Origin of the sequence: Geobacter sp. AOG2 (assembly GCF_019972295.1) — a bacterium.
GTDB lineage: Bacteria > Desulfobacterota > Desulfuromonadia > Geobacterales > Pseudopelobacteraceae > Oryzomonas.
In genome coordinates, this window is sequence record NZ_BLJA01000001.1 from 571,499 (window position 1) to 594,120 (window position 22,622).

At 58.6% G+C, this 22,622-nt stretch carries 18 protein-coding genes; all 18 read left to right on the forward strand.

Going from position 1 to position 22,622, the window contains the following annotated elements; translation table 11 throughout:
- The first annotated feature begins 40 nt into the window (after nucleotides 1-40).
- The 18 genes from LDN12_RS02470 (at nucleotide 41) to LDN12_RS02555 (ending at nucleotide 22,583) form a co-directional block, all read left to right on the forward strand.
- On the forward strand, nucleotides 41-379 hold the full coding sequence (locus tag LDN12_RS02470; RefSeq protein ID WP_374045028.1) for an oxidoreductase: 339 nt from the start codon (nucleotides 41-43) through the stop codon (nucleotides 377-379).
- A gap of 640 nt (nucleotides 380-1,019) precedes the next feature.
- Entirely contained in the window at nucleotides 1,020-1,220 is a 201-nt protein-coding gene (locus LDN12_RS02475; RefSeq protein ID WP_223921109.1) for a hypothetical protein, read from the forward strand.
- 570 nt (nucleotides 1,221-1,790) lie between these two features.
- A complete protein-coding gene (locus LDN12_RS02480) occupies nucleotides 1,791-2,111 on the forward strand; it encodes a hypothetical protein (protein WP_223921110.1) in 321 nt (106 codons plus the stop codon).
- Nucleotides 2,112-2,206: 95 nt separating this feature from the next.
- Nucleotides 2,207-3,028, forward strand: a complete 822-nt coding sequence (locus LDN12_RS02485; RefSeq protein ID WP_223921111.1) for a DUF2064 domain-containing protein — start codon at nucleotides 2,207-2,209, stop codon at nucleotides 3,026-3,028.
- 130 nt (nucleotides 3,029-3,158) lie between these two features.
- Nucleotides 3,159-3,446 (forward strand): hypothetical protein, encoded by a 288-nt coding sequence (locus LDN12_RS02490; protein ID WP_223921112.1) that lies wholly within the window; start codon nucleotides 3,159-3,161, stop codon nucleotides 3,444-3,446.
- 1,057 nt (nucleotides 3,447-4,503) lie between these two features.
- Nucleotides 4,504-5,121: a TetR/AcrR family transcriptional regulator gene (locus tag LDN12_RS02495; RefSeq protein WP_223921113.1), complete on the forward strand. Its 618-nt coding sequence runs from the start codon at nucleotides 4,504-4,506 to the stop codon at nucleotides 5,119-5,121.
- Between the two features lie 122 nt (nucleotides 5,122-5,243).
- A complete protein-coding gene (locus LDN12_RS02500) occupies nucleotides 5,244-6,590 on the forward strand; it encodes an MFS transporter (protein ID WP_223921114.1) in 1,347 nt (448 codons plus the stop codon).
- Nucleotides 6,591-7,106: 516 nt separating this feature from the next.
- The gene (locus tag LDN12_RS02505) at nucleotides 7,107-8,372 is read left to right on the forward strand and encodes an OFA family MFS transporter (protein ID WP_223921115.1); all 1,266 of its coding nucleotides are present in this window, start codon (nucleotides 7,107-7,109) and stop codon (nucleotides 8,370-8,372) included.
- Between the two features lie 51 nt (nucleotides 8,373-8,423).
- Complete coding sequence (locus LDN12_RS02510; RefSeq protein WP_223921116.1) at nucleotides 8,424-10,664, forward strand: molybdopterin-dependent oxidoreductase; 2,241 nt, start codon at nucleotides 8,424-8,426, stop codon at nucleotides 10,662-10,664.
- Nucleotides 10,665-11,228, forward strand: coding sequence for a 4Fe-4S dicluster domain-containing protein (locus LDN12_RS02515; protein WP_223921117.1), 564 nt, complete (start codon nucleotides 10,665-10,667; stop codon nucleotides 11,226-11,228). It begins immediately after the preceding gene.
- Nucleotides 11,225-12,169 (forward strand): NrfD/PsrC family molybdoenzyme membrane anchor subunit, encoded by a 945-nt coding sequence (nrfD, locus tag LDN12_RS02520; protein WP_223921118.1) that lies wholly within the window; start codon nucleotides 11,225-11,227, stop codon nucleotides 12,167-12,169. The genes LDN12_RS02515 and nrfD overlap by 4 nt, the downstream gene beginning before the upstream one ends.
- 244 nt (nucleotides 12,170-12,413) lie before the next feature.
- Nucleotides 12,414-14,492, forward strand: a complete 2,079-nt coding sequence (locus LDN12_RS02525) for a methyl-accepting chemotaxis protein (RefSeq protein WP_223921119.1) — start codon at nucleotides 12,414-12,416, stop codon at nucleotides 14,490-14,492.
- A gap of 118 nt (nucleotides 14,493-14,610) precedes the next feature.
- A complete protein-coding gene (locus tag LDN12_RS02530) occupies nucleotides 14,611-15,933 on the forward strand; it encodes a radical SAM protein (RefSeq protein WP_223921120.1) in 1,323 nt (440 codons plus the stop codon).
- Nucleotides 15,930-18,104, forward strand: coding sequence for a molybdopterin-dependent oxidoreductase (locus LDN12_RS02535; RefSeq protein ID WP_223921121.1), 2,175 nt, complete (start codon nucleotides 15,930-15,932; stop codon nucleotides 18,102-18,104). Before LDN12_RS02530 ends, LDN12_RS02535 begins: the two co-directional genes overlap by 4 nt.
- An 82-nt stretch (nucleotides 18,105-18,186) precedes the next feature.
- A complete protein-coding gene (locus LDN12_RS02540; protein WP_223921122.1) occupies nucleotides 18,187-18,816 on the forward strand; it encodes a LysE family translocator in 630 nt (209 codons plus the stop codon).
- Nucleotides 18,817-18,846: 30 nt separating this feature from the next.
- Nucleotides 18,847-19,329, forward strand: coding sequence for a cyclic pyranopterin monophosphate synthase MoaC (gene moaC, locus LDN12_RS02545; protein ID WP_223921123.1), 483 nt, complete (start codon nucleotides 18,847-18,849; stop codon nucleotides 19,327-19,329).
- Nucleotides 19,326-19,838 (forward strand): molybdenum cofactor biosynthesis protein B, encoded by a 513-nt coding sequence (locus tag LDN12_RS02550; RefSeq protein ID WP_223921124.1) that lies wholly within the window; start codon nucleotides 19,326-19,328, stop codon nucleotides 19,836-19,838. Before moaC ends, LDN12_RS02550 begins: the two co-directional genes overlap by 4 nt.
- 654 nt (nucleotides 19,839-20,492) lie before the next feature.
- Nucleotides 20,493-22,583, forward strand: coding sequence for a PAS domain S-box protein (locus LDN12_RS02555; protein ID WP_223921125.1), 2,091 nt, complete (start codon nucleotides 20,493-20,495; stop codon nucleotides 22,581-22,583).
- The last annotated feature ends 39 nt before the right edge of the window (nucleotides 22,584-22,622 follow it).

The following is a 22,622-nucleotide window of genomic DNA, read 5'->3' on the forward strand; positions in this document are numbered from 1 at the left end:
GGTAACTTAACAGAAATAATTGAGACTGGAGGCAAAACAAATGTCTAAACGCAACGGATTATTGATAGATTACGAATACTGCACAGGCTGCCACAGCTGTGAAGTTTCATGCAAGAACGAGCACAAAATACCCAGGGGCCAATGGGGTATCAAGATGACGGAAGTGGGCCCCTTCCAGATCAACGCCGATAAGTGGGAATGGAACTATGTCGCCGTCCCGACCCAGCTCTGCGATCTCTGTGCGGACAGGGTCGCCGAGGGCAAAGTGCCGTCGTGCGTCCTTCACTGCCTTGGCGGATGCATGGAATACGGCCCTGTCGATGAGCTTGCCAAGAAGATGCAGGAAAAAGGCAAGAAAGTCGCTCTCTTTGCCCCCTGACAGACGGGTTGTCCGGTGAGAAGCATTTCAGGCTGTCAGACGGAGCCCCTCTCATATGAGGAGGCTCCGTCCAGCGGTCAGCCCAAGTGCGATGGGTCCTCAGTGTCATCCACCGGGGTGTGATACTTGCACGTTTCGATTGCGGCTCCTTTTTCAACGGTTTTTTTGTGCTTGTTGCAGGGAGTGGCGCAGATTTTACCGATGTAAAGGCACAGTACCGGAATGGGCTTCGGTACCTCCGGCACGGGCGTACCGCACCGCTTGCACGTTTTCAGTTCGGGAAAGCAATAGGCATTGCAGGTAGGGCATTTCACCGGTTTCGGTTTTGGCGGCTTGCAGCCACCGCAGTACGGGTTGCATGACCAGCACATAGTAAGGCCTTTCGTTGGTGATTCGATTTGTACGGTTGTTTGTAATAAATATATGAACTGTTATGGTACGTACTTGTAATTGCCTTTGATTTAACTATAAATAGTATTATATTTTGAGTCAACAGCTTATAGTATATTTGTTTTACGGAACTAACGGTTATACACGATAAATAAACTCTACTTTTTGGGTTAATGAGCAATATTACATAATAAAAATTGCGCTTATATCCATACAAGTAGAGAAATTAAACCAAAAAGGAGATGGCAAAATGGCTGACGATCAAACAAGCAACGTGCCGCCGCGCAAAAAGATTGAAAAACCGCTCAATCCGCTTGCTGCAAAACCGGGCCAGAAGTATGATTCCACCAAATACCAGCCGACGAAAGAGTACGAAGGCGGGAAACTGAAGGACAGCGGAGACAAGACCGAAGGCGGGATCGACGTAGTAGAGCATGCAAAGCAAAAATAGTTTGATCCACGTTTAGATGACGTGTGTGCTCCTATTGGTATTCAGGTATAGTTATTGCCGTAATGGGAATCGCAAAATAACTAAATGCAGCCTATTTGCTGGTTGATCCCGGTTTCCCCGAGCCTTCTGCCGGTTGCTACGGAAGAGATGCAGAAGGCGCGAGGGAACCGGTGACAACAGAATAGGCTGCATTCGTTTTTCCCCTCTTTTACTTCAAATTGTGATGGCGATCGTCAGACTACAAGGGGATTGCAGTCTGCGCCCGTTTGAGTCATGCCCTCCCCCAAAAAAAGCCCGGCCTCCGTATCCCCCTGTGGGTATCCAGGGAAATATGACCGCCATAAAGGCACCGCCGTTCCTTTCTCACACCCATTATCAATTTGAGAAAAAATTGGTTGAAATTGGAGGCCCCGTCAGGGGGCTTAAAAAATAGATCAATTATTTTTGGCAGTTGAGAGCCTCTCTTGTGATGGCATGCTCGTTGCAAAATTCCGAAGCAGCATTCAACGAGCTCTACGTTCGATAATAACGGCGCATGGTGAAATCAAATTACCCGAAAGGAAAGTACGCATGTTCACAACAAAATTTGATGGTAACGACCTCACTGTTAATATCGAGGAAACCGTACAAAAGGAATTGATGGGAAAAGGCATCAACCCGATCGAAGTCTTCAGGCTGATAGAAAGCTTTGCCAGCAAGATCCTGGTCCTGAAAGAAGACAATTTTTTGCAGTTATCAAATGAAGACACCGGCGCCGGTTTTGGCCTCGATATCAAATGGGAGTCGGATACGAAGGCCTCGGTCGACGTTACCATATTGAATCTTGAGAACCTTACCATCGATGGGAAGCCGAAAGCCAAGGTAAACCTGGCGGACTTCCCCGTAGAGTAGCTGCGACTATATCAGGGTATCCGTAATGTCCGGTATGCGTGATTAAACAGTACGGGGGAAGCCGTGTTCAGGCGACTGCGCCGGGGGGATGGCACATGTTGAATGCTGTTGTGGTATTTACAAAGATACCCAAGGCCGGCGAAACGAAAACAAGGCTGACAACTGACCGCGGAGGGGTTCTGACGCCGGAAGAGGCAACGGAATTCTATGAGGCGTGTCTTCTGGACGTACTTGACAGTTGCGTGGAGTCGGCGTGTTGCGATGTGTATCTCTGCCATAACGCCGATGGGGACCGCGACGGCCTGGAACGGCTCCTGAAGAAGGTTCCTCCCCTGAAAGGCGTTTTTCCGGATCGGGGCGGGACCTTCGACAAGGCCATGCAGTATGCCGTCGATCATATTCTTAAGGGCGGCGCTTCCGCCAGGCTCGCGGACGCGGTTCTGATCGTCGGCGGCGATATGCCTTCGTTGCAGCCGGCCACAATTCGCAAGGCGTTCGGAGAGCTTGAGCGCCTGGCGGCCCTCGGACGTCCCGAGCCGACGGATGGCGCCGAACCGCGCATCGGGGCGGCAATGGTCGTCTCGGCCGATCAGGAGTGTGGCTTCAACCTGCTGGGGTACACCTGTTCGACGCCATTCGATTTCGGCGGGGTCTTTTATAATCGGGACGGTGTTACCGCCCTGGATATGGTTTCATTCAAGGCGCGGGAAAAGGAGATCCCCCTCGGTATCCTCGAAATCGTGCCCGATATCGATGTCGTCGTGGACTTTGCCGGTTTCATCTCGGTAGTGAAAACCATGCAGGTGGCCGCAAAGCACAGTTCTTCCATTTTGTTGCCCCAAAGGACTATTCAGGCTTTGCAGGCCCTGGGGCTGGAGGCTTCCGCGCCGGTACCCGACGGATACCGGGCCGCCTGAGCCGGCTGTAAGGCCGGTGTGCGTGGCCGTTTGATAACTATTTCAATTTGATAATGCCTGTCTGACATCACGCGTGCCGATATCGGCAGGCCGATTCGTTAACCGAGAAAGGGAGGAGGTGTACAGCACTATGGAACAGACAAAATATGACTGCGGCAATCTCAGGGTCGTTATGGATGCGTCTCTGATGACCGGCCTTACGGAACAAGGGGTTATGGTCGATGAAGTCAAGCGGCTGATAGAAAGTTTCGGGAACAAGCTGCTGATGACGAAAGCTACCGGTGAGATCGATTTTACCAACAAAACGTCGGGCGCCAGCATGAAGCTCGATGTCCAGTGGGAATCCGAGCACTCCGCCGTGGTTTACGTCAAGGACGTGAATCTCGACCCCAAGAGGGAAAAAGCCGCTCTGGCTTGATGTCGCAGGCTGTGAAGATTTCTCGTTCATGGCCGTCTCAATTCGGTTTTCCGGGATCGCGCCACCGGCAGCATGAAAAATCGTGCCGCCGGTGGCACGCAACCGCGATGTGCTCCCGTCCCTGTCGGCTGCGGCGATCCTCCGCCCGTGGCTTCCCGTCTTCTCCCCCGTAATGTCTGCGGCACCCGCGTATCCCCGCCGCTGTTCTCCCTGGCGGCCTCGTCGACGCTCGTACGAGGCAGGTCCCGTTCCCCTGGTATCGTGAAACAAAATACGCGACAGAGCCACAGGCAGATTGACGTCTTGCCTCCCCCGGCCGTGTGTGGAATCCCCGATACGACCTCAGTAGTAAATTAATAATTTCAAAATTTTCGATCTAGAAAACCACATACTGTTTACGGTTTGTTGCTGATTTTCACGGAATAACCTGCCGTTGCTGCCTGGAAACTTCATAGTTGCGACGCCGGCGCCGCTCCATTACTGGATTTGACGCGGATATGTCCATATTTTTCGCGGCACGGCGGCCGCCAAGTCCTCCATAACTTGTTTTATTCCTTCTTTTCAAATTGAGAGGCAACTTATCATAAAAAGAACATTTATTACGGATCGCAGAAAATAATCTAATAAAAACAGCTTATTATGCGAGAGTTTTGCCGTGGCATATTCGTTGCAACTTCGAACAACAATCTTGAGCGGCATCGGATTATAGAGATGCTCGTGAAGTAACCCACAACAGATATGTGGCCGGTAAAGGTTTGGCAGCAAACTGAAAGGGGGGAATAATGCCTGACTATAAAAAATGAAAGGAGCCATGGCGCACACGGATTGATAACTATTTTACTCAATTAACCTCAAACCAGTTAAAAGCAGTATGCTCCACAATTTTACGACAGTTTTACCCCAGCAGGCAAAACAAGTAGCTACAAACATGAATACGCTGTCGTCTCAAAAACAAATGCAGAGAATTAATTACCTGATCGAAAGTGCTCCACACCCAACTACTTTATAGTTTGGGTACCCGTGAAACCATGCCGGTACCAGAAGCCGGGAGGGTAACGTGCGCGATGTGATTGTGACCAAGGCTTTGCAACAGATCAATGAACAGGGACTGAAATTTACAACAGCAGGGTTGGCGCGGAAGCTGGGGGTCAGCAAAAGGGCGCTCTATGAATATTTCAATTCCAAGGAAGATCTCTTGGGAGCCGTCTTTGATCTGATTCTTAATGACCTGCGGCAACAAATCAGCCGTATCTGTTATGACGAGGGCCTGGACCCCATAGAGAAACTTACAGCTTTGATGCTGGCGTCGCCTAAGGCGCTCGGGCCTCTTACTGAACAGGTACTTAATGATGTCAATAGGTTCATGCCGAATCAGTGGAAAAAGTTTGAAAAATATTTTGAAGACAAGTGGGAAAAGGTTGAGTTGGTCATCAGCCAAGGGGTCGAAAAGGGTTTGTTTAGAGCGGTGAATCTCGCTATTTTACAGAAGATATATATGGGCACCGTCGAAAAACTATCCGATTTCAACTTTCTTTTTCAAAACAACAGCACGTTGAAAAATGCTATTACCGAAACCGCTGAAATTTTGATCTACGGTATCATGGCGCCGGATTGCCGGAATACCAACCCTTCATCGGTATCCGTACCCGGGCAGATGCAGGCGTGCGCGAGATGAGGCGGACACGCACCGTGCAGCCCGGTGCCGGGGCGCAACGGACTGAAGATACACCAGGCAGAGGATAGCTATCCGAATAATGTGACAAGGAACTCGATTCCCAATATACAAGGAGGTCAGGTATGAGCAGGTCTGTTGACGTTAATGACGTATTCGACAATATTCCTTTTTCACCGTATCAAATTGGGGTCTGTTTGCTCTGTTTTTGCATTGTATTCCTTGACGGTTTTGATTTGACGGTCATCGGGGTGGCGTTGCCCAAGATCGCGGAACACCTGCACGCCAAACCGAGCGAGCTGGGGCTGGCGCTGAGCGCCGGACAGTTGGGACCCATGATTGGGGCTGTTTTTCTCGGCATGCTGGCCGACAAGGTTGGTCGTAAGAAGACCATGTTTTGTTCGGCCATTGTTTTCGGCTTTTTCACCTACATGACGGCGCACATCAACAGCGTTGAGGAATTGGCCCTGTACCGCTTCCTCGCCGGCCTCGGCATGGGCGGGGCCATCCCCAACGCCCTGGCCTTCGGCAGCGAATACGCCCCGGCCAGGGTCCGCGCCTCCCTCTCTCTGTACATGTGGGCCGGTATGCCTACCGGTTCGACGATAGCGGCCTTTGTCGCCTCGTACCTGCTGCCGAACTACGGATGGCAGTCCGTTTTCTATGTGGGCGGCATTGCCCCGGTGGTCATCGCCATAGCGGTATTGTTCCTGCTTCCCGAATCCCTGCACCACCTGGTGAGGACCGGAACGGACAAGGCTATCGCACAGGCGCGTGCGATCCTGGCAAGGATCGACAAGGGCACCCCGGTGACCGCCGACGTCCAGCTTACGGTCGTGAGCCAGAGCAAGGAAAAAGGCGGCTCCATCAAATCGCTCTTCAGCGGTGACCGCCTGCTGACGACGCTTTTGTTGTGGGCCCTGTTCTTCATGAGCTTTTACCTCCTCTGGATCCTCTTCTCCTGGGTTCCCACCCTGCTCAAGAAGAGCGGCGCCACGGTCCAGCAGTACAGTATCGGTTTTGCCTTCATTCACCTTGGCTCCGTCATCGCCTGCCTGTGCATCGGCCGTCTGATGGCCAAGTTCAACAAGCTGAACGTCGTGAAAGGCCTTTTCATCGGCGCCTTCATCGCCATGCTCTGCTTCGGCTACTTCTCCCAGGGCTATCCGTTCGTTATCGTCCTGCTGGTCTCCATCTTCACCGGTATGCTGGTGAACGGCGGCAACTCCTCCCTCATGGGCATGGCCTCGGCCGTGTATCCTTCGGAAATCCGCGCCACGGGGATCGGTTGGGCGTATGGTCTCGGCAAGATCGGTTCTCTCGTTGCCCCGGCCGTCGGTGGTTTCTACCTGGCCCGCAACTGGAGCGTGTTCAAGATCTGCGCCGTCAATGGCATGAGCGCCCTGGTTATCGCCGTGTTTGTCGTAATACTGCAAAGACACATGAGATCTACCGCCACCGGCGAGGTCTAGGGTTGCAGTCTGCGCTTACGTAAGTTTTGCGGCGAGGTGCTCATTGTACCTCCTGTGAACCAGTGAATATTTGCTTCATGAGACAAAAAAAATCCCGTGATCGTTGCGATCGCGGGATTTTTTTTGTTTGTCGATGAAAGGGAGCCGGGCCGCCTGGAGGAGGACGGGTTCCGGGCAGCAGGCTCGCTCGCCCCCCTGGATCTCCAGCAGCGGAACACTTCCAGACCGGCCGCGATGCTCTAATTGAAAAAATTTCCCCCGGTTTGTTCTCAGAATGAGAATGGATATATCATAAAAATAAAATGATGAAGCCTAATTATACCTTTGATTACGATACGTTATGAAGGTGTAAACATCTTGGCGCGCTTGTTGCTAATTTGAGGGCAAGATCGGCTCATACCCGGTCGGCAGACGCGGAGAAGATACAAGGTCGACGGCAAACCGGGCACGGGCGCCCGGGGCGGCGGCCGGCGATCTTACATAAATCGCAGATCGAATTCAGGGAGGTGGAGAGGGATGAATAATGATTCGCAAAGGTGGGTGTCGCTGATCGCTTGCATGATCGCCAGTATGTGTGCCGGGTTTGCCTACGCCTGGAGTGTCTTCATGAAGCCGTTGATCACGATGTTCCACTGGTCGGCAGCCGATGTTTCCCTTTCCTTCACCCTGATCATGTCGACGGCGGCCTCGACGGCCATCTTCGCGGGTAAAGCCCTGGAGTACGTCAAGCCCCGGCAGTTGTTGCTCTTCGGCGGCGTGCTGTTCGGGGCGTCCATAGCCAGTCTCGGCTACATTCAGTCCTTGAGCCAGCTCTATATATGCGCCGTTTTGGCCGGTGTCGGCCTGGGGACGGTATACCCCGGCGCAACGATGACCAATACGGTCCGGTTCTTCCCCGACAAGCGCGGGATGGCCTCCGGCCTGCTGACGGCAGGCTATGGGTCCGGTCCCGTCGTCTGGGCGCCGGTATCCGCTTTCCTGATCGGCCAGTACGGTATTCTTTCCGCCCTGAAGATATTGGGCGTCGTCTTCGTTGTCATCATCGGCGTCATGTCCCGCCTGCTGAAAACCGCCCCCGAAGGGTACCGCCCCACGGGTTGGGTTCCTCCGGCCGCCAGCGCCAGCGCCCCGATTGCGGAGGACAAGGATTGGAAAGCGATGATACAGACCCCTGCCTTCTATGTGCTCGCCTGTATGTTCATCCTCGGGACGACCTCCGGGATGATGGCCGTCGGGCATGCCTCCCCGATCGTGCAGGAGGTGCTGAAGGTTACGCCCAAGGCCGCCAGCGTCGTCGTCGGCTATCTTGCGGTGGGCATGGTCTTCGGCAAGGTTCTGTGGGGGGTCATCTCGGATAAGATCGGCCGCTACCCGGTGTTCGTCATCCTGAACCTGTTGGCGGGCACCGCGATGGTCGGCATGTCGACCATCACCTCCTATATTCCCTTCGTTCTGGCGATTTCCGTAACGGGTCTCTGTTACGGCGGGTTCCTCTCGCTGATGGCCCCCGTCACCGCCGACGCCTTCGGTCCCAAGTATCTCGGCCTCAACTTCGGGATCATGTTCCTGACCATCGCCATCGCGGCCTATGTCGGACCGCTTCTGGCATCGGTGGTCAAGCAGGCGAATAACGGCGACTACACGAAGGCGTTCATTATCGGCGCGGCAATCAATCTGGCGGGTCTTCTCCTCGTGGGCTGCTTCATGCTGGTGAGGAAACGCAAGGCTCTCACGGAGCAAAAGGCCACAGCCCTGTGTGCGGAATCTTCGGAAAACATATAGGTAGGAAAAGAAAAGCATAATCTGTCCCAGTACGGTCCGAAAGGTGAAACGATGAGCAAAAATGTCGATTTGGAACAAGAAGGCGTCGAGGTAAGGAAGTCGGCCTGTTACTTTTGCCACCAGAATTGTGGCGTACTGGCCTACGTCAAGGACGGGAAGGTGCTCGCGATCGAAGGAGATCCCGACTTTCCCACGAACCAGGGGGGCTTGTGCTGCCGGGGAAACATCGCCCTGCAACACCTCGACCACCCGGAGCGGGTGAACTACCCGCTCAAACGCGTCGGCAAGCGCGGTGAGGGGAAATGGGAGCAAATCCCCTGGGATCAGGCGATCCAGGAGATCGCCGCCAGGCTGAACGGCATCAAGGATGAGTTCGGCGCGGAAGCCGTGGCCACCGCCGGCGGGACGCAACGCACGGATGACTGGGCGCGCCGGCGTTTCATGAATCTGTTCGGCAGTCCGAACGGTTTCCACAACTCCCACCTGTGCTGGATTCCCACGTTCATGGTGGAAACGGCCATCTACGGCTGGTGTCCGTTTGAACTGGACATGGGCAATAGCCGCTGCCTGATCCTCTGGGGGCAAAACCCCGGTGCCGCGGGTATGCCGGAGATGCACCACATAACCGAGTTCCAGTCCAAGGGGATGAAGGTTATCGTCATCGACCCGCGTTTCAGCGAAACAGCCGCCAAGGCCGATCTCTGGCTGCCGCTCCGCCCCGGCTCCGACCTGGCGCTGGCGCTGGCGTGGATCAACGTCATCATCTTCGAAGGCCTGTACGATCAGGAGTTTGTGGCCAATTGCTGCGAAGGCTTCGGCGAGCTGGCCGATCATGTCGAGCAGTTCACGCCGGAATGGGCTTCGCCCCTGACCTGGCTGACACCGGAACAGATCCGGGCGGGCGCCTATATGTATGCCATGAATAAGCCGGGCAATATCCAGTGGGGCACCTCCGTGGACCAGATCGGCAAGCCGGCCGGTTCCGCCATGCACGCCCGCGCGATCCTGCGTGCCATAACCGGCAACCTGGACGCCCCCGGCTCCGACCTCCTGACCGGTCCCAGCCCCGACTTCATTACCGACGAGGAGATGGAGGCCAACGACCGGTTGCCGGAGAGCCAGAAACCCAAACAGATCGGTGCCGACCGCTTCAAGTTGGTCACCTGGCCCGGCTACAGCCGCATTGCCGAAGAAACCAAAAAGGTATGGGGCAAGGCGCCGACGGCGGAATGGATGTGCGAAGCCCACCCGCCATCAGTGTTCAGGGCGATTCTGACGGAGCGACCCTACAAGGTCAAGGCGCTCCTGGTTTCCGCCACCAACCCGATCAATTCCTACGGCGAAACCAAGCTGGTGCTGGATGCGTTGCGGGCCGTGGACTTCATGGTCACCTGCGACTACTGGATGACGCCGACCGCCGCGCTCTCCGATTACGTGCTGCCCATCGCCGGCGCCCTGGAACGGCCGACCATCACCAGCAGCTACGGCTGCTCCGACTTCCTGCTCGCTTCGCAGCGCGCCATCCAGCCGATGTACGAGCGCCGCAACGACTACAACTTCTGGCGCGACCTCGGCATGGCAACCGGCCAGAAAGAGGAGTGGCCCTGGGAGACGGTGGAAGACGCCTATTATCACCGCATCGCCCCGCTCGGCTACGATGCCGGCACCTACGACGAATTCGTCGAGTTGTACCGCTTCCACTTCCCCGAGCGCGAATATTTCAAATACCAGAGACAGGGATTCGCCACGCCCTCGGGCAAGGTCGAGCTCTACTCCTCCGTGCTCAAGGACCTTGGCTATCCTCCCTTGCCCCCGTATATCGGGCCTTCGGAAAACGAGGTCGACGACCCGGAACTGGCCAAGGATTTCCCGCTGGTTTTGACGACGGGCGGCGGTTTCATGCCGTACCACCACTCGGAACATTTCCAGATCAAGGAGGTGCGTTTCCTGCGCCATGAGCCGTATATGGATATCAATCCGACAACGGCCGCCGAGCTGTCCATCGAAGACGGCGACTGGGTATGGATCGAAACGAAACGCGGCCGTATCAAGCAGAAAGCCAACCTGACCCAGGGGATTCACCCCCGCGTCGTCTATACCCAGCGAGGCTGGTGGTACCCGGAGCGGGACATGCGCGATCCGGAACTGGGGGGCTGCCTGGAATCGAACACCAACGTTCTGACCAGTACCGCCGACGAGCATTGCGATCCCTACAGCGGCGCCTGGGCGAACCGGGGTTTGCTCTGCAGGGTCTACAAGGTGGATGCTTCAAATCTAAAGGGGGGCAAATAGATGGCACGTTATGCAATGGTTTTGGATACACGGCGTTGCATCGGCTGCCATTCATGTACAGTCGCATGCAAGGTACATAATGGGCTGCCGGTGGACATGATCTATAATCCGGTCACGACGGTCGGCCCGACCGGGGTCTATCCCAATCTTCACCAGGTTCACATCCCGCTGTTGTGTATGCATTGCGCCAATGCTCCCTGTGTCGACGCCTGCCCGACATGCGCCTCGCAGAAACGCGACGACGGGGTGGTTTTCGTTGAGGACAAAATGTGTGTCGGCTGTCTGTCCTGTGTCATGGCATGCCCTTATGGCGCACGCACCCTCAACGATGAAACGGGAGCGGTACAGAAATGCGACTTCTGCAAGGAGCGCCTCGATGCCGGCAAAAAACCGCATTGTGTCAATACCTGTCATCAGAAAGCGCGTATCTTCGGTGACCTGGATGACGAAACCAGCGAGGTCTACAAGCTGGTGAACAGCGAAAACGCGGCCCGCCTTCTTGGGGAACTCAATACCGAACCGTACACATTCTATATCTATGGATTGGAGGTGAAAAATCCATGAGCACGAAACATGAAGGCTGGGGTTGGATGCTGGCGGTCGATTTTTTCTTTGCCGGCATGGGCGGCGCGATGCTCCTGATCGCCGGGATTATAGAGCTGTTTGTGGGAGAGGGAAGGACGTCCCTGGTCGGTAATCTTTTGGGACCGGTTTTTATGTGTGTCGGATGCGCGTTCCTGGTTTTCGAACTGGGGCGTCCCTTCCAGTCCTGGCGGGTGTTCATGAACCCCAAGGCGATCCTGACCGCCGGTGCCTGGACCATGTCGATAGCCATTGTCGTCGGCCTAGCATATGCCTCTTTTGGCCTTGACCCGGCGTGGTTCGGCGTGGAGAAGCTGTTCTGGCAGGACAAATATCTCGTCCGTAAGCTGTTGGCCGTCATATGCGTCCTGACCGGACTTGTCGTGGCCGCCTACCCCGGTGTTTTGCTGGCCCGGCACAAGGGCCGCCCGTTCTGGGTCGGTCCCGGCATGATTACGCTCTTCCTGCTTTCTTCGCTCGTCACCGGCGTATCGGCGCATTTCCTGAGCGGCTTTGCCTTCCCGCCGGCCGTCGTGCCCGGCGTCCTGGCAAATTTCCCCCTCTTGGCCGGAGCACTGCTGTTCTTCCAATTGGTCGTCTGGTTCGGGTACCTCTGGGTGAAGCGTACGGGTGCTACGGCAGCGGAAGCGGACAGCGCCCAGAGATGGATTGCGGGCGATCTCTCCGGGAGTTTCAAGTTCGTATTTCTGTTCCTGGGGACGCTGGTGCCGATGGTGCTGTTCCTCCAGGCATCTCCTGCCCTGCAGGGCGTCGGCGCACTATTCGTCCTGCTGGGCGGTGTCGTCATGCGCTGCCTTGTCGTACGCGCCGGACACGACCGGACCTGGCTGCCGGGCGAGCAGAAATACCGGGGGCGTCTCCCCCTTGGAGACGAAGCATTCCTGAAAGCCTGGAACAAATAGTTGCCAAGGTGCCGTCCGGCACGGGCATGGTGCTGCGCGGCACCGTATCCGGTACGGAAAGAGGTTGGCGTTCTTTGAATCGGTTTATAAACGTGACGGCCTGTCCTTTTCAGGTCGTCGCGTATTTTGCCGGTTTCTCCCCGGTGCCGGACATTCGTTCAGCATGGTTCATTTATCATCCGCTCAATTTTGTTGACTTGTAATGTCATGCGTTGATGTGAGTTGCCAAAGGGGTAAGCGTTCCATGTTTCAATCCAGACTTGTCCGCAAAGTGCTTGCCATCATCAGCCTCATCCTCTGCATAGGCTTTGCCGGAATGGGCCTGCTGACCATCTACCTGCAGTATAATTCCACCATAGACCTGCAAGCAGAGGCCGCCCGGCAATTGACCGTCACCATCACCCGTGATGTTTTTTCGCTTATGATGCGGGGCGACTTGAAGGAATACGACGCATACGTAAGCGACATCAAGAACAAGGGAGGGGTCCTGGACATCAGGCTCTTCGATGCGGAGGGCAAGGAACGGGGGCGCGGCGCCTCCGACGATGCGATGAGGCGGGCACTGGATACGGGCAGGCAACTGGACATCCGGGGCACTAAGGACGGCCGGCGCGTCTTGAACGTGGCGTTGCCGCTGGTCAACGAGGAGCGTTGCCGCCCCTGCCATCAGGCAGAGCACAAATATCTCGGCGGGGTCGCCATAACCGCCTCCCTGGAGGAGGGTGCCAGGAGCGCGCTACGGCTGGCGCTGACCTTGTCCGCGGTCGGGGTGTCCTTCTTCTGCGCCATGCTGGCGGCCCTGTACCTCTGTTTCAACCGGCTGGTGGTACGGCGGATCACGGCGTTGGGCGCGCAGGTCGCCCTGCTGTCGGGCGGCAACCTCTCCCGCGACCTGGAATTGTCCGGCGACGACGAGATCTTCCAGCTTGCCGCCGGCATCAATACCCTGCTCGCATGGCTGCGCGGCATGATTTCCACGCTCTATGACCAGGGGGAACATGTTGCCGTCAGGGTGTGCGAGATGGCCCGGACGGCCAAGGACACCGTTGCGACCGCATCGACCCAGAAGGAGGCGGCGGTTGCGGTGGCGGTGGCCGCCGAGGAGATGGCCTCCACCCTTAACGGCGTCGCGAACAACACCCACAATGCCGCCGACGTCGCCTCTTCCGTCGATCAGGCGGCCAACAGCGGCATGAGTGCCGTGGAGACCGCCTTCCGGTGCATGGAAGAGATCAAGGGCAGTGTCGAGGTGACTCGCGGCACCGTCGAACGTTTGGCCGATTCTTCGGAGAAGATAGGCGAGATCACCGGACTGATCGAGGATATCGCCGATCAGACCAATCTGCTGGCCCTCAATGCGGCCATAGAGGCGGCCCGGGCCGGCGAGCACGGCCGCGGATTTTCCGTCGTCGCCGACGAGGTCAAGAATCTCTCCGCCAAGACCGCGGCCTCGACCCGTGAGATCGCCGGCATCATCGCCGCCATACGCCAGGAGAGCCAACGGGCCCTCGTTGCCATGCGCGAGGAATACGCCCAGGTGGTCGACGGAGTGGCTACGGCCCAGGCGGCGCGAAGCGGGTTGGCGCGTATACTCGGCCTGGCCGGCGAGTCCACCGATATGATTAACCAGATTGCGACCGCAACCGAAGAGCAAAGCGTTGTGACGTCCGAGATCACCGAAAAGATCCAGCGCATCTCGAACATGGCCCAGGATGTGAACAAGCAGATGGTGGCCACCGACACTACCTTGCTGGGGCTCTCCGAGGTTGCGGAGCAGATCTTCTCGTCGGTGGGCTGTTTCAGCGTCGGCACCTACCACGATGAAAAGCGCGCCATTGCCCTGCAGTTCCGCGACAGGGTTGCGGAGACCCTCGAAAAAGCCGTCGAGAACGGCGCGATCACCCTGGAGCAGCTTTTCTCGCGAAACTACACCCCCATACCCAATACGGACCCCCAGAAATATACGACCGCATACGATTCGTTGTTTGAACGGATCATTTCGCCTATTCAGGAGGATGTCGCCGCCGCCAATCCGGACTTGGCGACCGCAACCTGCTTTGACGAGAAGGCGTATCTCCCCTGCCACCTCCTCAAGTTCAGCAAGCCGCTGACCGGAAATAAGGAAATAGACAGGGTGCAGAACCGGACAAAGCTGATCTTTGAAGACAGGACCAGCATAAGGGCCTGCAAAAATACCGCCCCGTTCCTGCTCCAGACCTTCATGCGGGTTTCGGGTGAAATCATCATCGACCTTGCCTGCCCGATATTCATACGGGGGAGACACTGGGGCAATGTGCGGATCGGCTACTCGCCGCGCGTTTAGGATACGGGCTTGACGGCCGGATTCTCCGGCCCTCCTCCAGAGATGGTTATGACGAAAACGGTCACAGCGCAGGCATGCGTAGTTATCCGACGAGCCGACCGGCAGGAGATCTTGAACTATGAATACATCCGAAATACCTGCTGACACCGTGCTTTTGAACAGCACGCAGAGCGTCTGCCCGGTCTGTCTGGCGGTTGTCGACGCCCGGATCGTTGCCGAAGGCACAACCGTTCATATGGAAAAAGAGTGCCCGGAGCATGGGCGGTTCAGGACGTATCTGTCGCCGGATGTGGAGCATTATCGCTGGATGGACGCTTTCAGGTTCCCCTTCGTAAAGCCGGAACGGCCCGCGCCCGCCTTGAAAGGATGCCCCGAGGATTGCGGTTTGTGCACGGCGCACCGGCGTCATTCGACGCTGGTGGAGATCGAGCTTACGCAGCGCTGCAATTTGCGCTGCCCGGTCTGTTTCATGGCTGCCGAAGCACTGCAGGCGGCGGCGCAACCGGGGCCGGACCTGGCGGCGCTGGAAACCATGTACCGGGCGATCATGGGAAAAACCGGCCCCTCCACCAGCATCCAGCTTACCGGCGGCGAACCGACCATACGCAAGGATCTGCCGGATATCGTCCGCCTGGGCAAACGAATCGGCTTCGAAGCCATCGAGGTCAATACCAACGGCGTGGTGATCGCCAGGAACCCGGAGCTTGTGACCGAACTGCTCGAAGCGGGAATAAGCGGCATCTACATGCAGTTCGACGGCCTGACCTCCGAGGTGTACGACAAGATCCGCGGCGAGGACCTGTTGCAGATCAAACAGCAGGCCATCGAAAACTGCCGGAAAGCCGGGGTCCAGGTCGTTCTTGCCATGACGATCATCGAGGGCATCAATCATGACCAGCTCGGCGCGGTGTTGCGCTTCGCCCTGCAAAACCGCGATGTGATCGCCGGCGTCGCCTACCAGCCGGCCTTCGGCTCCGGGCGCTTCGACGTCTCCAACGAGCGGCGGCTTACCATGGGGGATGTGGCCAATCTTCTGGCCGAACAGAGTAACGGCATCCTGACCCCCTATGACCTGTGGCCTTTGGGGTGTTCCCATCCCGCCTGCGATTCCGCGACCTATATCGTTGAAGACCAGGGGCGGTTCAGGCCGCTCACCGGCATGATCACGACTGAAGAGTATGTGGAGCATTTCGATCCGGACAGCCCCCAGGGCTCCGTGCTCCCGGATATCGCCGACAGGATGTTCCCCGAACTTGGGCCGGGTTTGTCGATCGTGGTGATGAGCTACATGGATGCCATGAACATGGATCTCAAACGGCTCAGGGAATGCAGCATGACCGTAGCCGGGCCGAATGGGGAACTGATCCCGTTTTGCTCGTACCAGTTGACGAATATCCACGGAAAGAAGAGGTCGGAGATCGGCTCGGGGAACGCGGCATGAACGGGACGGTAAAGACGAACTGCCGTTTTTGCGGCTATCAATGCGGTCTGACGGCGAGGGTCGAGGATGGCCGGGTTGTGGCGGTGGAGCCCGATCCGGCCCAGTACCCCGGCGATGCGTCGATCCAGCGCGGCTGCCACAGGTGGCGTCTGGTGCCCGAATTCCTGGACCATCCCGAGCGGATCAACCATCCCCTGAAGCGGGTGGGGGAGCGGGGCGGCGGGAAGTGGGAGCGCATCACCTGGGACCAGGCACTGGACGAGATCGCGGGCAAGCTCGCCGCGCTCAAGGACCGGTTTGGCCCCGAGACCCTTGCGAGCTGCATCGGCGGGCCGCATGCGGTATTCTGGCCCCTGCACCGGTTCATGACCCTGTTCGGCAGCCCCAACAACGTGGGGATCGGCCAGATCTGCTGGAACCCGGGCACCTTGATCAATTCCGTGACCTACGGCTGGACGATCGACAACGAGCTTGATCCGCACGTCACCAAGTGCGCCATCCTCTGGGGCGTCAACCAGGCCGAGTCGGACAACTCGTTGCTCTGGCACCGGATCATGGCGTTCGGCCGCACGGGGAAGCCCCTGGTCGTGATCGACCCCCGGCGCACCCGGACCGCCGAGCGGGCCACCCACTGGCTGGCGGTGCGCCCCGGTACGGATGCCGTTCTCGCCATGGGGTTCATCAATGTCATCATAACCGAGCGGCTCTACAACAGAGCCTTTGTGGAGGCCTGGTGCCACGGCTTCGACCAGCTGGCGGCGCAGGCGGCTCCGTACACCCCGCAGTATGTGGAAACCGTTACCGGGATAAGGGCGGAGGTTGTGGCCGAGGTCGCCCGCCTCTATGCCGGGAACACGCCGTCGTCGTTGTTTTCCGGGCGCGGGGTGGACCAGATCGGACGAAACAGCGTCCCCGCCCACCACGCCTTTGCGTCTTTGCGGGCAATCACCGGGAATCTGGATGCAAAGGGCGCATCGCACCTGACGGAAATGCCGGATTTCGTCCCGGAGGTGGACCTGGAGTTGAGCGAGCAGTTCCCGGAGTCGTTGCGCGCCAAGCAACTTGGCGACCTGAAGCTGCAATCGTACCGGACGTACGAACGTATCCGCCAGTTGACCCTGAAACACGGCAAGCGCCTTCCCATGCGCTATCTTACCTCGGCCCAGCCCAACCTCGTCTGGCGGGCCATGCTGACGGGAGAGCCGTATCCCATACGCTCGCTCATCGTCATGGCAACCAACCCGCTCCTGACCCAGGCCGACTCCGCCCTGCTGTACGAGGCCCTGAAAAGCCTGGACCTCCTCGTGGTCCTGGAATTGTTCCAGACCCCCACATCCATGCTGGCAGACTACGTGCTGCCCAGCGCCGGGGCGCTGGAGCGGCCGTTGTTCGAGACAAAGGCCGGGACGGCCAACCTGATCTACGGCGGCGCGAAAGCCGTGGAACCGTACTACGAGCGCCGTTCCGATTTCGATTTCTGGAGCAATCTTGGCCGCCGGCTCGGCCAGGAAGCGTATTGGCCGTGGGAAAGCTTCGAGGCAAGCCTGGAAGAGACACTGGCCCCCACGGGGGTCGGTTGGGACTTGTTTTGTCAGTATGGCCTGTATAACCTGCCGGAAGAATACGGAAAACACGAGCGCATCGATCCCCGGAGCGGCAAGCCGGCCGGATTCGCCACCACGACCGGCAAGGTCGAGCTGTATAACGAACTGCTTGCCGGGATCGGCGGGGACCCTCTGCCGTCCCCCAAGCCGTTTGAACAGCCGGGGAGGGATTTCCCGCTGCAACTCATCACCGGGGCGCGGTATCAGCCGTTTTACGCCTCCAGTTTCCGCCAGTTCGATTCGCTGAGGGCGCTTCACCCCGAACCCTGGGCTGAGGTCAGCAGCGCCACCGCCGCCAGGCTGGGGCTGGAGGACGGTTGCCGGGTATGGGTCGAGACGGAACGCGGCAAAGCGAGTTTTATGCTGAAAATCTCGCCGATGTGCGATAATGTCGTGAGTGTGGAATACGGCTGGTGGTACCCCGAAATGCAGGCGTCCGAACCCACCCTCGGCGGTCTCTGGCTTTCCAATGCAAACGTCCTGACCAGCGCCGATTATGACGCCTCCGATCCGTTGATCGGCACGGCGACCTATAACGGCATCCCCTGCCGCGTGCTGGAGATATGATAAGAAGGCGCTTTCTTCCGGAGCGCCGTGCATGGTATTACAAGTATCTGAAGGTATAAGACCGACACGGGAGAGTGCCCCCATGATAGAAGCAAATGTGCTGTTGCTCTTCTTCGCGACATCGCTCCTCCTGGCCCTGTCGCCCGGCCCGGACAACCTGTTTGTGCTGGCGCAGGCGGCCCAGCAGGGGCAAAAAGCCGGGCTTCTGGTGACGCTGGGGCTGTGCGGCGGGCTCGTCGTCCACACCACCGCGGTCACCTTCGGGCTGGCGGCGGTCTTCGCGGCATCCGCCGCAGCCTTCACCGCCCTGAAATTCGCGGGGGCCGCGTACCTGCTCTTTCTTGCCTGGCAGGCGTTCCGGGCCGGCGCCCAGACCGGGCCGTCGGGCACGGTGGACCGGCTGAGTCCGGGCAAGCTCTTGCGGCGCGGCGTCATCATGAATGTCACCAACCCCAAGGTATCCATCTTTTTTCTGGCGTTTCTTCCCCAGTTCGTCGATCCGCGCCGGGGACCCCTGGCCGTGCAGTTCCTGCTGTTGGGCGGCCTGTTCATTGTCGCCACCATCCTGGTGTTCGGGGCGATCAGCATACTGGCCGGGGCGCTGGGAGACCGGCTCAGGCAGTCCGCCCGGGCGCAACTGCTGCTGAACCGCCTTGCGGGCACCATTTTTGCCGGACTTGCGTTGAAGCTGGCAACGGCCCGGCGTTTCTGACGTTTCAAAATCCAACCACAGGTGTCAGCTATGGAATTCAATCATTTTGATGAAGAGGGCAATGCGGTGATGGTGGACGTGAGCGCCAAGCAGGAGACCCTGCGGACCGCCACGGCGGGTGCGGAGGTGCACATGTCGGGAGAGTTGCTGGCGGCGATCCGCACCGGCACGGTAGCCAAGGGGGATGTGCTGGGGGTGGCGCGGCTGGCCGGGATCATGGCGGCCAAGAAGACCCCGGATTTGATCCCCCTTTCCCATCCGTTGTCCCTGCACTCGGTGGCGGTGGATTTCGAGCAGGATTCGGCTTCCGGGCGGATCGGGGTCCGGTGCACCGTGCGCGCCTTCGAGCGCACCGGGGTCGAGATGGAGGCCATGACCGGCGCGGCCGTGGCCGCCCTGACCATCTACGACATGTGCAAGGGGGCCGACAAATCCGTCACCATCGGCGATATCCGGCTGTTATACAAGGAAGGCGGCAAAAGCGGCGTGTACCGCCGGGAGGAGCGACCATGAGAGTGGCCATACTGACCCTGAGCGACAAGGGGTCGCGGGGCGAGCGGGTTGACGAGAGCGGTCCGGCGCTGGCCTCATGGCTGGCGGAGCGGGGGGTGACCACGGTGCATGCCGAGATCATCCCCGACGATTTCCAGCGGATCGTGACCGTGCTGGGCGCCTGGGCCGACGCGGACAAGGCGGAGCTGATCCTGACCACGGGGGGCACCGGGGTCTCGCCGCGGGACGTAACCCCCGAGGCGACGCTGAAGGTGGTGGAGCGGACGATCCCCGGCATCGGCGAGCTGATGCGCCTGAGGAGCCTGGAGAAGACCCCCATGGCCGCACTGTCCCGGGCGATTGCGGGGATCCGCGGCCAGGCCCTGATCATCAACCTGCCGGGCAGTCCCCGTGGGGCGCTGGAAAATCTGGAAGCGGTCTGGCCGGTCATCGGCCATGCCGTGGAGAAGATCCGCGGCGACCAGGGCGATTGCGGGGGACTCTACGGAACCCGGAATCCGGCCGGCTGACCTTGCGTGCCACCCCTTTGAGCTTCCCCATGTAGGTAGTCATGGTCCGGCCCGGCTTCGGGATACCAGCGTCAGAGCCGGTTGCACCCCCTTGCTTGCTGGAACCCGGTTCGCATAGCCCCGGGCCATGGTGATCATTCACCGGTTTCCCGGTTTTCCCCTCCCGAAGGCGATTCCAGGCGAAGAGCCTGCGGGTCCCCGCCGGCTCGGGTTCCGCGCCCGTCCTGTCAGCGTCTCCTCCCATCCCGCCGCATCCCCGTGCGATCCCGCACGAACCTTCATGGCCCCGTAAAGCCGATTTCAGTGCTGTTTTTTCAAGAAACCGGAACGCCCCGCAGGCTTCCCCACCTGAGAAAGCAGGGCCGCCGTGGTCTTGCCGGCTACGGTTCGCCCGAATTTGGTACTGTTTCAGGCGTTTTGTCAAAGCGAGAAGCCGTTTCTCAAAATAAGAGTAGCGCGTGCCTATTTGATGCAAAATGGTAAATGAAATTGACCAGTTATTTAAATGCTTTCATGGCACGCCCGCTGCAACGGCATGCAGAGAGCAACTTCCGTGAAGCAGCCGCAGCACGGGTCCGTTTTTGAAGTAAGCCTGCAAAGGGATATGAGGGGTGGGTCCTGACGATAACTCGGGCAACACTACAATGGTGTAGAATGAGAACTCAAGCCAAATGCTCTGTCGTGGAAGATGTTGCGGAACACAAACACCTCGACGAGATCCTGCAATTCAAGAACTTCTCCATCGACAACATATCGGAGGCGATCCACTGGACGAACGTGGACGGCAGCTTCTGGGATTGCAATGTGGCTGCCTGCACCATGCTGGGGTACCGTCGCGCAGAACTCCTCTCGCTTTCGAACAGCGACATCGACCCCGATTACTCCCAGGCCGAGCGGCACGCCAATCTCGACGAACTGAGGCGCACGGGAAAGGTCGTGCGCCAGAGGCGGTTTCACACCGCCAAGGACGGCCGCCGCATCCCCGTGGAGATAACCTCCTCCTACTTCAGATACCATGACCGGGAATTCGTCTGCTCCATGGTGAAAGACATCAGCGACCTCGTCAAGGCCGAGAAGGAAGCATCTTTTTACAAGACCCTGATCGAGTTTTCCCGCGACCCGGTCTACGTCGTCGACAGTAATGACGGCGGGAAGATGTTCTATGCCAACGAGGCCGCCTGCGCCCACTTCGGGATCGATCTGGCGCGGCTGCTGACCATGCGGATCGCCGACTGGGACCCCTTCTTCGACGTGAAGAGTCTCCCGGAGGTCGTTGCCCTGATCAGGCAGGGGAACATGGGGCGCCTCGAGACGACGCATTGCAACGCCGCGGGGAGGCGGATCCCGGTGGAAGTGACCAGCAACATCATGGAATACGACGGCAAGGAGTTGCTGTACGGATACTGTTTCGACGCCAGCGAACGCAAGGCCATGAACGCCGCCCTGGAAGAGGCCCATCGTGATCTGGTGGCGGCCCAGCGCATCGCCCGCATGGGGAATTGCATAACCTCCCACGACGGCCGGTTCCTTTCCGCTTCCGAAGAGTGCGCCGCTATTCTGGGGGTGCCGGCGGGCGATTTCCCACGCACGTTCGAGGCGTATCTGGAATTCGTGCACCCCGACGACCGGGAGCGGCTCCGCTCGGCATCGGCATGCATACGGCGGGACCGTGCTCCCAATCTGCTCGAATACCGTATTTGCCGGCCCGATGGCGCGGAACGGGTGGTCCAGGCACGGGGCGAAGCGGTCTTCGACAATGCGGGCGCGACCGACCGCATCGTCGTCGCGATCCAGGATATTACCGAACAAAAGCTTGCGGAGGCCGAACGTCTCGAATGGGAGAAGGCGCTGCTGCACACCCAGAAGCTGGAAAGCCTGGGCGTCATGGCGGGCGGGGTTGCCCACGATTTCAACAATTTGCTGACGGTCATTATCGGCAACCTGCAATTGCTCCTGCAGGAGTTGCCGCTCTCCGACCCCGGCCGCCGCCGTATAGAACAGGCCGAGCTTGCCGGCAGGCGCGCCGCCGATCTTGCCAACCAGATGCTGGTCTATTCGGGCAAGGGATTATTCCAGTCGATGGATATCGATATCGGCAAGGTTGTACGGGAAAACGCCGAACTCTTCAGAACGGTTGCGCCGCGCAACATCGCCCTGACGCTTGTCGCCGCCGCCGACCTGCCCCCGGTGACGGCGGACCCCAGCCAGGTACAGCAGGTCGTCATGAACCTGATCGCCAATGCCGCCGAGGCTGTCGGCACGCAGCCCGGAGTGGTGACGCTCGTCACCGGCGTTATGGAATGCGATGCCGATCTTATCCGCAGGAGCCGTCTCGTTGAAAAACCTCCACCGGGGAGGTTCTGCTATGTCCAGGTGTCCGACAACGGGTGCGGCATGGACGAGGAGACGCAGCAACGGCTGTTCGATCCGTTCTTCACCACGAAATTCAGCGGGCGGGGGCTGGGATTGGCGGCGACCCAAGGCATCGTCAGGTCGCATCGCGGGATCATCCTGCTGGAAAGCGAGCAGGGAAGGGGGACAACCTTCCGCGTCCTGTTCCCTGTCGCCGAAAACGGGGATGCCGCATCGCGAAAACAGGTCCCCGGAATTGCCGTGCCCCCGGAAAGCAGGGGGCCGGCGCCTGTCTCCGGCGAAGCTGTCCGTTCCATAAAAGCCGACTATCTGAAGCCTCCGGGATTTGCGTTCGCCGCCCCCGGTGGCGGCGCCCCTCTCTCGGCCCGGTGATCGTACCTCCTCCGGCCTGGCCGGGGGCTATTCTGCTAC

What these genes read in the sequence shown, in the direction of transcription:
- LDN12_RS02475 (WP_223921109.1), top strand. Translation starts at nt 1,020, where the DNA reads ATGGCTGACGATCAAACAAGCAACGTGCCGCCGCGCAAAAAGATTGAA.
- nrfD (WP_223921118.1), top strand. Translation starts at nt 11,225, where the DNA reads ATGAGCACGAAACATGAAGGCTGGGGTTGGATGCTGGCGGTCGATTTT.
- LDN12_RS02535 (WP_223921121.1), top strand. Translation starts at nt 15,930, where the DNA reads ATGAACGGGACGGTAAAGACGAACTGCCGTTTTTGCGGCTATCAATGC.
- LDN12_RS02525 (WP_223921119.1), top strand. Translation starts at nt 12,414, where the DNA reads ATGTTTCAATCCAGACTTGTCCGCAAAGTGCTTGCCATCATCAGCCTC.
- LDN12_RS02515 (WP_223921117.1), top strand. Translation starts at nt 10,665, where the DNA reads ATGGCACGTTATGCAATGGTTTTGGATACACGGCGTTGCATCGGCTGC.
- LDN12_RS02500 (WP_223921114.1), top strand. Translation starts at nt 5,244, where the DNA reads ATGAGCAGGTCTGTTGACGTTAATGACGTATTCGACAATATTCCTTTT.
- LDN12_RS02480 (WP_223921110.1), top strand. Translation starts at nt 1,791, where the DNA reads ATGTTCACAACAAAATTTGATGGTAACGACCTCACTGTTAATATCGAG.
- LDN12_RS02470 (WP_374045028.1), top strand. Translation starts at nt 41, where the DNA reads ATGTCTAAACGCAACGGATTATTGATAGATTACGAATACTGCACAGGC.
- LDN12_RS02490 (WP_223921112.1), top strand. Translation starts at nt 3,159, where the DNA reads ATGGAACAGACAAAATATGACTGCGGCAATCTCAGGGTCGTTATGGAT.
- moaC (WP_223921123.1), top strand. Translation starts at nt 18,847, where the DNA reads ATGGAATTCAATCATTTTGATGAAGAGGGCAATGCGGTGATGGTGGAC.
- LDN12_RS02540 (WP_223921122.1), top strand. Translation starts at nt 18,187, where the DNA reads ATGATAGAAGCAAATGTGCTGTTGCTCTTCTTCGCGACATCGCTCCTC.
- LDN12_RS02550 (WP_223921124.1), top strand. Translation starts at nt 19,326, where the DNA reads ATGAGAGTGGCCATACTGACCCTGAGCGACAAGGGGTCGCGGGGCGAG.
- LDN12_RS02505 (WP_223921115.1), top strand. Translation starts at nt 7,107, where the DNA reads ATGAATAATGATTCGCAAAGGTGGGTGTCGCTGATCGCTTGCATGATC.
- LDN12_RS02530 (WP_223921120.1), top strand. Translation starts at nt 14,611, where the DNA reads ATGAATACATCCGAAATACCTGCTGACACCGTGCTTTTGAACAGCACG.
- LDN12_RS02555 (WP_223921125.1), top strand. Translation starts at nt 20,493, where the DNA reads ATGAGAACTCAAGCCAAATGCTCTGTCGTGGAAGATGTTGCGGAACAC.
- LDN12_RS02485 (WP_223921111.1), top strand. Translation starts at nt 2,207, where the DNA reads ATGTTGAATGCTGTTGTGGTATTTACAAAGATACCCAAGGCCGGCGAA.
- LDN12_RS02510 (WP_223921116.1), top strand. Translation starts at nt 8,424, where the DNA reads ATGAGCAAAAATGTCGATTTGGAACAAGAAGGCGTCGAGGTAAGGAAG.